General features: G+C 63.2%; 10 protein-coding genes, 1 tRNA gene and 1 pseudogene. 4 read left to right on the top strand and 8 right to left on the bottom strand.

What is annotated here, in order from left to right:
- Positions 1 to 264 (bottom strand): annotated as a pseudogene (locus tag E5W87_RS29985) (oxidoreductase); the annotation flags it as partial.
- 479 nt (positions 265 to 743) lie between these two features.
- On the opposite strand from E5W87_RS29985, the gene E5W87_RS29980 reads away from it, so the two are divergent.
- Complete coding sequence (locus E5W87_RS29980; protein WP_292405884.1) at positions 744 to 1,322, top strand: NUDIX domain-containing protein; 579 nt, start codon at positions 744 to 746, stop codon at positions 1,320 to 1,322.
- Positions 1,323 to 1,425: 103 nt separating this feature from the next.
- Here E5W87_RS29980 and E5W87_RS29975 read toward each other — a convergent pair.
- Together E5W87_RS29975 and E5W87_RS29970 are read right to left on the bottom strand one after the other, a co-directional pair.
- Positions 1,426 to 1,511 (bottom strand) — tRNA-Leu (locus E5W87_RS29975).
- A gap of 73 nt (positions 1,512 to 1,584) precedes the next feature.
- Positions 1,585 to 2,436 (bottom strand): alpha/beta fold hydrolase, encoded by an 852-nt coding sequence (locus E5W87_RS29970; RefSeq protein ID WP_292405879.1) that lies wholly within the window; start codon positions 2,434 to 2,436, stop codon positions 1,585 to 1,587.
- 468 nt (positions 2,437 to 2,904) lie between these two features.
- On the opposite strand from E5W87_RS29970, the gene E5W87_RS29965 reads away from it, so the two are divergent.
- A complete protein-coding gene (locus tag E5W87_RS29965) occupies positions 2,905 to 3,084 on the top strand; it encodes a hypothetical protein (protein WP_292405876.1) in 180 nt (59 codons plus the stop codon).
- A gap of 58 nt (positions 3,085 to 3,142) precedes the next feature.
- Here the strand turns inward: E5W87_RS29965 and E5W87_RS29960 are convergent, their stop codons facing one another.
- On the bottom strand, positions 3,143 to 3,415 hold the full coding sequence (locus E5W87_RS29960; protein ID WP_292405873.1) for a hypothetical protein: 273 nt from the start codon (positions 3,413 to 3,415) through the stop codon (positions 3,143 to 3,145).
- A gap of 43 nt (positions 3,416 to 3,458) precedes the next feature.
- Here E5W87_RS29960 and ade point away from each other — a divergent pair, with 43 nt between their 5' ends.
- Positions 3,459 to 5,270: an adenine deaminase gene (gene ade, locus E5W87_RS29955; protein ID WP_292405870.1), complete on the top strand. Its 1,812-nt coding sequence runs from the start codon at positions 3,459 to 3,461 to the stop codon at positions 5,268 to 5,270.
- A gap of 38 nt (positions 5,271 to 5,308) precedes the next feature.
- Here ade and E5W87_RS29950 read toward each other — a convergent pair whose 3' ends face one another.
- From E5W87_RS29950 to E5W87_RS29935, 4 genes are all read right to left on the bottom strand, one after another.
- Positions 5,309 to 6,475 carry an alpha/beta hydrolase gene (locus E5W87_RS29950; protein WP_292405867.1) on the bottom strand — a complete coding sequence of 389 codons (1,167 nt, stop codon included), beginning with the start codon at positions 6,473 to 6,475 and terminating at the stop codon, positions 5,309 to 5,311.
- A gap of 152 nt (positions 6,476 to 6,627) precedes the next feature.
- A complete protein-coding gene (locus tag E5W87_RS29945) occupies positions 6,628 to 7,695 on the bottom strand; it encodes an alpha/beta hydrolase (RefSeq protein ID WP_292405864.1) in 1,068 nt (355 codons plus the stop codon).
- A gap of 101 nt (positions 7,696 to 7,796) precedes the next feature.
- Positions 7,797 to 8,378 carry a hypothetical protein gene (locus tag E5W87_RS29940; protein ID WP_292405861.1) on the bottom strand — a complete coding sequence of 194 codons (582 nt, stop codon included), beginning with the start codon at positions 8,376 to 8,378 and terminating at the stop codon, positions 7,797 to 7,799.
- A complete protein-coding gene (locus E5W87_RS29935; RefSeq protein ID WP_292405858.1) occupies positions 8,330 to 9,199 on the bottom strand; it encodes an aminopeptidase P family N-terminal domain-containing protein in 870 nt (289 codons plus the stop codon). Before E5W87_RS29935 ends, E5W87_RS29940 begins: the two co-directional genes overlap by 49 nt.
- A 204-nt stretch (positions 9,200 to 9,403) precedes the next feature.
- On the opposite strand from E5W87_RS29935, the gene E5W87_RS29930 reads away from it, so the two are divergent.
- The coding region (locus tag E5W87_RS29930; RefSeq protein WP_292405855.1) for a pyridoxal-phosphate dependent enzyme at positions 9,404 to 10,114 on the top strand (711 nt) is incomplete at its 3' end.

Below are 10,114 nucleotides of genomic sequence, written 5' to 3'. Positions count from 1 at the left end.
ATCCAGCGCGCGTCGGGCGGCAGCCTCGTTGTCGTCGGAATAAAGGCCGAGGCAGCCATGCGAAATGCGGCCGCGCCGCTCGACGTCGGTCATCTCGACGGTGACCATGCCGGCGCCGGACATCGCCAGGTTCATCCAGTGGTACAGGTGCCAGTCGCTGGCGGAACCGTCATCGGCGGAATACTGGCACATCGGCGCGACCGCGATGCGGTTGGGAAAGGTGAGGCCGTCAAGCGTGATCGGCTGGAAAAGGGATGTGGTCATCAAAAAACTCCGGGGAGGGGTTGCCGCTATTTAGGCAATGGATTGCGCCTGCGCCATACACGAGGCGGTGAAGCGCGCCTCTGGACCAATTGCTCAGGAAATGATGGCGCGCCCAATCTGGAGCAGGCGCCGTCGGCGAATCTGCCTCTCTCTCCCCACAAGGGCAGAGCAATCGCATATGGGAGTCCCCCTCATTCGGCCGCGGAGCCTGTCCTCGGGCTTGCCGAAGGCAAGACCCGTGGGCGGCCACCTTCTCCCCGCTGGGGAGAAAAGGTCGGCATCAACGCTGGCGACCTCCTCTCCCCTCGGGGAGAGGTCGGATTGCCCCGAATTGCTCTTCGCAATTCGGTTGGCAATCCGGGTGAGGGGGCTCTTGCCCATATGCGATTGCCCTGGCCTCTTCCCGGCTGCCATGCTGCCGGGATTGCGCAAACGCCGGTTCGCGGTTACGCCTCGCCACCGGCAGCACGGAGTTCACCATGGAAGACCGCATTCGCATCCGTTCGGAAGAAGTCCTTTCCGACGACTGGGCCATCCTGAAAAAGACCGTCCTCGATTATCGCCGGCGTGACGGCCAATGGGAGACGCAGATCCGCCAGACCTACGATCGCGGCGACGGGGCGGTGATCCTGCCTTACGACCCCGAGCGCTCGACGGTTCTGCTCGTGCGGCAGTTCCGCTACCCGGCCTACGTCACCGGCCACCGCGAGCCGCTGATCGAGGCCTGTGCCGGCCTGCTCGATGAACACGATCCGGAAACCTGCATCCGCAAGGAGGCGGAAGAGGAACTGGGCTACCGGCTGAAGGACGTCGAACGGCTGTTTGCGCCCTATATGAGCCCTGGCAGCGTGACCGAGCGGCTCTGGTTCTTCGTCGCGCGCTACTCGCCCGCCGACCGCATCTCGGACGGCGGCGGCGCGCCGGAAGAGGGCGAGGACATCGAGGTTCTGGAAATGCCGCTCGATGAGGCTTTGGCCGGCATTTACGACGGCCGCATTATCGATGCCAAGACGATCATCCTGATCCAGCATCTGAAGCTGAACCCGATCCGCGCCTGATCCGCTGTCTGAGCCGCCCGCCGATCTGCTTTGCGCGCAGGCACAAGGTGCGCCGCCGGCCGGATCTGAACAAGTGACCGACCGGTGAGGCTGCCGCTGTTGCTGGTGCGGACGACGGGACTCGAACCCGTACGATCAGAGATCGAGGGATTTTAAGTCCCTTGCGTCTACCAATTCCGCCACGTCCGCAGGCCAGCCCTTTTCAGACGCCAGACAAAGGCCGTCAAGCCGTCTTCTGCCATCCGTGGCCTGGACGATGACTTTACTTCGCGTCGATAAAATCGAGCACCGACTGGCTGTATTCATCCGGCGCCTGCAGCGAGGCGAAATGGCTGACATTGGGCAGGATGATGAGCTTGGCGCCGGGTATCGCCGTGGCCATGTATTCGGTGTGCTCGCGCTTGATCGCTTCGTCATGGTCGCCGGCGACGATCGCCGTCGGGGTGGTGATGGTGCCGAGCTGTTCCTTGGTCCACGCCGGTTGCGTCTCCCACATGTGACTGATCTGCGTCACGAAGGCGTCGTACTCGCCGGGCGTCTTGGAAAGCCGGGCGTAGTCCTTGCCGCTGCGCTCGATATAGGCGGCGAAAGTCTTGTTGGTCATGACGCCCGGGTCGACGCCGTCGGTGGTCACGTTGGCGGCCTGCGCATAGAGCCTTGTCAGCCGCTCGGGGTGGTGGAGCGCGATGTCGATGCCGATGATGCCGCCGTCGCTCCAGCCGACAAGCGCGGTCTTGTCGATCTTGAGGTGGTCGAGCAGCGCCAGATAGTCGGATGCCATCAAATCGTAGCCAAAGGGCTGATCGGTGCGGGTGGAGCGGCCGTGGCCACGGCTGTCGGCGACGATCACCTTGTGGGTCTTGGACAGCGTTGCCACCTGGCTTGCCCAGATGTCGGCATGGCCAAGGCCGCCATGGATGAGCAGCACCGGATCGCCGGCGCCGAAAACGGCATAGTACATCTGAATGCCGTTGACCGGTGCGTAGCCGCTCTGCTCAGGCTTGGGCATGGCCGCCGGCTCGGGCAAGGTCTGCCAGCGTTCTTCAGCGGATGCGAAGCCCGCCATGACGACAAACAGGGTGACGAAACCGAACGCTTTCCAGAAACGGGTCATGTGCTCCCCCCTGCGGATTTCGGATTGTCGATCCAACATCTTTTTGAGGTGGGAAGTCAACGACCACGGCATTGCCGCAGGCTTCGAACTCAGCTTAGCAAACCGCCGAAGGAGGCAGCGAGGAACGAAACCCAGCGACGGACCAGTCACCCGTTGAGATTCAAACAAGATCGCTGGAACTATTTCGTAGCGGCTGAGTTTCGGTAAAGCTACTGGAACCCCGAACATGACAGAGTTTGACACAGGACAAGGGAAGTCTGTTGCCGAAGCCGTACGGCAATTGATCCGTTCCAAAGACAATCGCCGGCATTTACACGACGTGCTAAATCTGGCTGTCGACCTCCGGCTGCCCAGCACTCTTGCCGCATTGCTTGAGGCGCTTGACCAGGCCGGGCGGGAACCATTTCCGCAATGCCGGAGCCCAAACGAGCGATGACCGGGTAACGCGCCAGGTCTTCCCTCCACCCCATGGCTCAACGATACGACATTGAGAAGACACCTGAAGGCACCTGGGACATCATCGATGTGTTCACGGGCCTGCCGGTTGTCGAGGTGGGCGTCCCCTTGATCGACATGCCCATCGAAGAGGCCGACGATCTGGTCGAGCTTCTCAACTGCCGCGACAGGGAACAGCGGGAGGACTCTTAGCGGCCGGCGCCGACACAAAAAACCCGCCTCGGCGGCGGGTCGTCGGCGCAAATCAGCACTATGAATAAATTCCTAGCATAACTGCCGTCATAAAGCAGGAACAAACTTGTCCCGCGATGGACCAACTCTCGAAGTCGCCGCCGCCCCTCATCCGCCTGCCGGCCGCAACGCCGGCGTCCTTTCTGCAACGCTGAAGATTGGCGAAATCCTTTGCGAAGGTGCCCGGCAGGCGGATGAGGGGCAGCGCGAACCTGAAGCGATTGCCCTGGAACTCGCAACGCGACGTGAAGACTTGGTAGCGTTTGAGCGATCCGCTGATCGCGCTGGTCAAAACGCCATCGGCTTGGCACAGTCGGGCAAACAGGAGTGTCCTCATGGCGAAGACCGCGAATGCGACGAAACCAAAACCTTGGGCCGAGGTGGCGACGCATCTGGTCGACGTGGCGATGGGCAGGAGGCCCGCCGATCTCGTCATCCGCAACGGGCGCTGGGTCAACGTCCATTCCGGCGAGATTATCGCCGGCACCGACATTGCCATTGCCGGCGGCCGCTTCGCCTATTGCGGGCCGAATGCCGGTCACGCCATCGGGCAGGGCACCAAAGTAGTCGACGCTGGCGGGCGCTATCTGGTGCCGGGCCTTTGCGATGCGCACATGCATGTCGAGAGCGGCATGGTGACGGTGACGGAGTTCTGCCGCGCGGTTATCCCGCATGGCACCACCTCGATGTTCATCGACCCCCATGAGATCGCCAACGTGCTCGGCCTGCCGGGGGTGCGGCTGATGCATGACGAGGCTGTCGCCATGCCGATCAACGTGCACGTGCAGATGCCGTCCTGCGTGCCCTCCGCGCCGGGGCTGGAGCATGCCGGCGCCGAGCTGACGATCGCAGATGTCACAGAAGCGATGACCTGGGAAAACATCATCGGGCTTGGCGAGGTGATGAATTTTCCCGGTGTCTCGGCCAACGATCCGGTGATGTCGGGCGAGATCGCCGCGACGGTGAGGGCGGGCAAGACCGTCGGCGGCCATTACGCCTCGCGCGATCTCGGTCTGCCGTTCCACGGCTATGTCGCCGGCGGCCCCGAGGACGACCACGAAGGCACGCGCGCCGAGGACGCCATCGCCCGCGTCCGCCAGGGCATGAAGGCGATGCTGCGGCTGGGTTCGGCCTGGTACGACGTCGCCTCGCAGATCAAGGCGGTGACGGAGAGCGGACTCGATCCGCGCAATTTCATCCTGTGCACCGATGACAGCCATTCCGGCACGCTTGTCCATGAAGGCCATATGGACCGAGTGGTCCGGCACGCCATCAGCCAGGGGTTGAAGCCGGTGACGGCGATCCAGATGGCGACGCTCAACACCGCCCAGCATTTCAAGCTGGAGCGCGAGTTGGGTTCGATCGCGCCGGGGCGGCTCGCCGATCTGCTGATCGTCTCCGATCTGGCCGCAATGACCATCGACGAGGTTTATGGCCGCGGCGTAAGGCTGGCCAAGGGCGGCAAGCTCGAAATCGACATTCCGGCCTATGACTATCCGAAGACGGCGAAGAACACCGTCAAGCTCGGCAAGAAGCTCAAGTCAGGGGATTTCGACATCGTGGCGCCGATGGGCGCCAACGAGGTGCGGGTGCGGGTCATCGGCGTGATCGAGAACCAGGCGCCGACGCGGGCTCTCGAGGCCGATCTTCCGGTGGAAGACGGGCTGGTCGCCATGGACCGCCGCAACGACGTCTGCCAGATCGCGGTGGTCGAGCGCCACCGGGGCACCGGCGGCGTCACCAATGCCTTCGTTTCAGGTTTCGGCTATATGGCCGACTGCGCCATGGCCTCCAGCGTGGCGCATGATGCGCACCACATCATCGTCGTCGGCACCAGCAAGCGGGACATGGCATTGGCGGTCAACCGGCTGGGCGAGGTCGGCGGTGGTGTCGTGCTGTTCTCCAAGGGCAAGGAAGTGGCACTGGTCGAAATGCCGATCGCCGGGCTGATGTCGGACGAGCGCGCCGAAATCGTCGCGGCCAAGGCCGACAAGCTGACCGAGGCGATGCGCAAGATGGGCTGTTCGCTGAACAACGCCTACATGCAGCATTCGCTGCTGGCGCTGGTCGTCATCCCGGAACTGAGGATTTCCGATGTCGGCCTGATCGACGTGACGACGTTCCAGAAAGTCGATTTGTTTGTCTGAAATCGGCGACTGAAATTAGTCCAGGCTTCAGACGCTACTCATCCGCCGGTGGCGATGGTCAGTACCCTGAACGGCGTGGTGATGACGATCTCGGCGACGGAGCCGACGGCCTTGCCTATGCCCTGGCCGAGATTGTCGATTGGCTGCGCCGGATTGGCTTCTTCCGATGCCAGGCCGGCCGGCGCGCGCAGCCGGTCGCCAAGCAACTGCACCAGGAACGGGTTGTCGGCGAATTTGGCGTGGTTCAGGCGGTCGCCGCCTTTGGTCTTGGTGAGGTCGACCACCGAAACACCATAGCTGGCGAGGTCGGCCGCATCGCCATAGTCGCCGACGCGCGGCTTGTCGCCGGAGATCAAGGAGGAGAGCCTGAGGGCGCGATCGTCGCCCGAAAGCAGGATGGCGAACGGCTTGTCGGGCTTGCCGTAGCGGATCATCTGCTTCTTGAACACATCGACATCGATGTCGGGCGAGGCAAGGATGACATAGCCAAGCTTGTCGCTGAGATCGCGGTCGCCGGTGATGGCAAGCTGACGCAGCGCCTCCATCGTCACCCATGTGCCCATCGAGTGGGCGATGATGTCGATGCTCTTGACCTTCGTCTTGGCCAGCATGCGCAGCGTCTCTTCGAGATCGTCGCGCGCGGCATTGGCGCTTTCCTTGTCGTAGATGTAGCCCGTGGTCTTGCCGCTCGATGCCCATGAGAACAGCACTGGCGTGCCGGGATATTTCGTATCGTGCGCGATTTGCGTCAGCCGGTAGACGCCGTCGTCGAAACCGTTGTTGAAGCCGTGCACGAAAACCAACGCGCGGTCGCCGCGCATGGCGATGTCGGCGCCGACCGCCTTGGCGAATTGCGGGGCGCCTTCATAGAAGGCGACATTCGTCGCGGTGAAATCCTTCGCCGGATTGCTGTTGGCGGACCCTTTGACGCGCTCGATGGCGCCAAGCTGATGGACCTTCGGAACCGTCACCTCGACGCGGGCAAAGCTGGTGCTCAGCGAGCGATTGCCGTCGAACACCTGCCGCGGATCGGTGGTGGCTTTCTTGCGGGTGGTGGCGACGAAGATCTCATGCGTGGCCGCGATGTCGGAGGCAGGCACCGTGACAGTCGTCTTGTTGAGAAGGTCGTGCGTGCTCCTGCCGGCACATCCGGTGACAGCGAGCGCGAAGGCCACGACGAGAAAAATCTTCGAAGGCACGGTCACGCAGGCTCCCGCAGAGGGGACGTCAACCTGGTGACGTCGCTCGCTATTTCGATAGAGCCAGAGCCCGGCCTGGTCCAGTTGAAAGTGACCCGATGGTGCCGCAATCGTGAACATGCACGACGAAAGCCTCCGGAACTGGGCGTGGAACGCACCTACTGTCCGAGCAGGTGGATGCGGTCGGTCACCTCGCGATCGCTGGCAAATCCGTCATCCTCGCGCAGACGCTGGCCGATCATCTTCACCAGCTCTGGGTTGTCGGCGAATTTGGTGTGGTTGAAGCGATCCGATCCCTTGACGCTGGAGAGATCGACGACGCTCACGCCATAGTCGGCGAGGTCGGCCGCGTCCTTGTAGTCGCCGACGCGTGGCCGCGAACCGGCGATCAGGCCGGAGAGCCGCAGCGCCCGGTCGTCGTCGGACAGGAGCAGGATGAACGGCTTGTTCGGCTTGCCATAGCGGCGCATCTGGCTCTTGAACACGTCGACATCGATGTCGGGCGAGGCCAGCACCACGTCGCCGAGCTTGCCGCCGAGATCGCGGTCGCCGTTGATGGCGAGCTGGCGCAGCGCTTCCATGGTGACCCAGGTTCCCAGCGAATGGGCGACGATGTCGATGCGTCGCGCCCCGGTCTGCGCCAGCATCCTCAGCGTCACTTCCAACTGGTCGCGGGCAGCACTGGCGCTTTCCCTGTCGTAGACATAGTCCCTGGTCTTGGCGCCGGACGCCCAGGAAAACAGCACCGGTGTGCCCGGATAACCGGAATCATGGGCGATCTGCGTGACGCGGTAGACTGCGGCGTCGAAGCCGGTGTTGTAGCCATGGACGAAGAGCATGACGCGGCCGCCACGCGCGGCGATGTCGGCGCTGAGCGCGCTGGAGAATTTCGGCGCGGTGTCGTAGCCGACGACCTCGGAGGCCATGAAGTATTTGGCCGGGTCGTTCGACTTGCCGCGCGAGCGCCGCTCGATTTGGCCGGTTTCGTGGCTTCCCGGCACGGTGACGTTGACGCGGGCATAGTTCAGCGTGGCCGAGCGCTCGCGGTCGAAGACCTTGCTGGGGTCGTCGGAGCGCTTGCGCGTCGTGGCGATGAAGATCGAGTGGTTGCCGGCAATTTCCGTCACCGGCGCGGAAACAATGGCACTGCCGAGCAGTTCCTCGGTTTGCCGGCCGCCGCAGCCGGCAACAAGCAAGGCAAGCGCAATGATACTGATCTTCTTCAACTCTGAAATTCCACTCCGGCCAAAAGGCCTATCCAACCTCCGCGAACCCTCCCGGACAGTCGAAGTGCGGCAGAAGTAAGTCATGGCCGGCCGAAATGCGCTCAGCGTCTGGCGACGGCCATCGCACTGTTGCGCGAAAGCCAGAACGGCGGCAGGAATGCCGGGATGTTGGAGAAGGGCAGCACTTCCGGCTTGAGACGAATGCCGAGCACGTCCGTCATGAAGGCGCGGCGCGCCTCAATGCGGCGCCAGGCTTCGGGATGACGCGCGGCGATTTCCTCGCGCAGGGCCTGGTCGGCGAGCGCGATGCCGTCCTCGATGTTGGTGGTGAAATAATCCGTCCCGGTTGCCGGAATGATGTCGACCTGCAGCGCCATGCCGGATCTCAGCGCGATGTCGGAGCCCGCGAATATCGGCGAATGCATCCATTCGTCGATGTGGACGAGGTGGCCGGGATTGAGCGAGACGCCGAAGAACGGATCGCCGATGCGGTCGTGCACGGCTTTCCACAAGGCGCCGCCGGTAACGCCGATGCCGACCGTCTCGTACCAGTCGACGACGGCAGCGAAATAGGGCGCGACCAGTTTTTCGACATAGTCGCTTATATCACGCGGAAGCTCGGCTGCGTCCTCGGTCAGGAAACCAGCACGGGCATTGAGCGAACCGTGGAGGCCATAGGCCATGGTGATCGGATCGCCGCGCTTGATGACGTCGAGGCGGGGGCTTGGCAGACCATAGGGCGCGCGCTTGCCGGCCGACAGCATGAGGTGGCAGCATTGCGGTAGCCGTTGATGCCCATCAGCCGCGCCGCCTGCAACTCGGTCATGCCGGGTTCGATGCCTTCTAGGACGTTGCGCAGGCCTTGCGACGAATAGGTCGCGGCGAATTCGAAGGACGCGAGCTGGTCGGCTTCATTGATCGCGCGCAGGCCGTCTGCCGGGTTCATCAAAAGGTTCGCCGCATTCACCACAGTGTGCTTGTCGCCGGCAAGCGTGCGCAGCGTGTCGGCGATGAAGGAGGGCAAGTCGAGGGTTGTTTCGCCAAAGCCGGCATCGCCGGGACCGAACGGTTTCCAGCCGATGGCGCCGATGCGCTGGCCGGCTTTCAGGCCGCAGTCGGCAAGGATATCGAGGAGCGCCGGCGAGCGGTCGCGCGGCTGCGCCGGCAGCGAGAACGTCTGGTAGAGGACACGTTCGTAAGGTCCATCGCAGATCTCGGCATAGCCCCAGCCCTCATTGCCGACGAGGAGTTTCGGCTGTTTGCCGGGAACGATGACCAGCAGCGTTTCCTCGAAACGCGGATCGTAGCCCGTGAGATAGGCGACATTGGCCGCGTGCTCGCGGTCGCCATAGACGACGAACGCATCGAATCCGAACCTGCTGCCGCGCGCCGCCAGTGCCCCGATGCGTGCCTCGTAGGTGGTGCGCGCAACGAGCGGCATCACCGTCGGCTCGCCGAATTCCGGCAGCGACATGGTTTTCAGGGCAACCGGTGCGACAGGCATGAACAAACGCCTCCAAGTGCTTGCAAGGATTCTGGGAATACCCCGTGACGGGGCGCATGAACCGGCCGGACAATGGCTTCGCGGGATTGGATATGCAATAGGCTGGGATCAAACGCACGCGCCGTGTGCTAGGTTTGCGACCACCGTGTCGCGGCAAACCAAATGCATGCTGCGCTACCCACAGACGACCCGGGTGATCTTGCCATGACCAGTTTCTCCTCCCGCGTCGCTGCCGCCGCTGCCGCGATCCGCCAGATTTTCCCCGAAACGCCGCTGCAGGAAAACGACTATCTGTCGAAAAAGACCGGAGCGCGCGTGCTGCTGAAGCGCGAGGACCTGTCGCCGGTGCGTTCCTACAAGATCAGGGGCGCCTTCAACTTCTTCCGCAAGGCACTCGACGCCGGCAACGATGCCGAGCTGTTCGTCTGCGCCTCCGCCGGCAACCACGCGCAGGGTTTCGCCTTCGTGTGCCGTCATTTCGGCAAAAAGGGCGTGGTGTTCATGCCGGTGACGACGCCACAGCAGAAGATCGACAAGACGCGGCTGTTCGGCGGCGAGTTCGTCGAGATCAGGCTGGTCGGCGACTTTTTCGACGACTGCTACCGCGCCGCCTTCGAATTCACCGAAAGTGCCGGCGCGCATATGGTGCCGCCGTTCGACCACAAGGATATCATCGAGGGGCAGGCGACTGTCGCCTACGAGATATCAGGCCAGATGCCTGGCGCCCGGATGCCCGACATCATCATGCTGCCGGTCGGCGGCGGCGGTCTGGCCGCGGGTGTGACGCATTATTTCGCCGACCAGCGCCGCGACACGCGCTTCGTCTTTTGCGAGCCGGCCGGCGCGCCAAGCCTGAGCGAGAGCCTTGCCACCGGAAAGCGCATCAAGCTCGCCAAGGTCGACAATTTCGTCGAT

This window comes from Mesorhizobium sp. (assembly GCF_004962925.1).
GTDB lineage: Bacteria > Pseudomonadota > Alphaproteobacteria > Rhizobiales > Rhizobiaceae > Mesorhizobium.
The sequence above is the reverse complement of the archived record's forward strand: the minus strand, read 5'-3'. Positions and strand labels throughout refer to the sequence as shown.

Bases quoted from the DNA above. Each gene is read 5' to 3' on its own strand.
- E5W87_RS29980 (WP_292405884.1), top strand. From the start codon at position 744: ATGGAAGACCGCATTCGCATCCGTTCGGAAGAAGTCCTTTCCGACGAC.
- E5W87_RS29970 (WP_292405879.1), bottom strand. From the start codon at position 2,436: ATGACCCGTTTCTGGAAAGCGTTCGGTTTCGTCACCCTGTTTGTCGTC.
- E5W87_RS29965 (WP_292405876.1), top strand. From the start codon at position 2,905: ATGGCTCAACGATACGACATTGAGAAGACACCTGAAGGCACCTGGGAC.
- ade (WP_292405870.1), top strand. From the start codon at position 3,459: ATGGCGAAGACCGCGAATGCGACGAAACCAAAACCTTGGGCCGAGGTG.
- E5W87_RS29940 (WP_292405861.1), bottom strand. From the start codon at position 8,378: ATGGCCTATGGCCTCCACGGTTCGCTCAATGCCCGTGCTGGTTTCCTG.
- E5W87_RS29935 (WP_292405858.1), bottom strand. From the start codon at position 9,199: ATGCCTGTCGCACCGGTTGCCCTGAAAACCATGTCGCTGCCGGAATTC.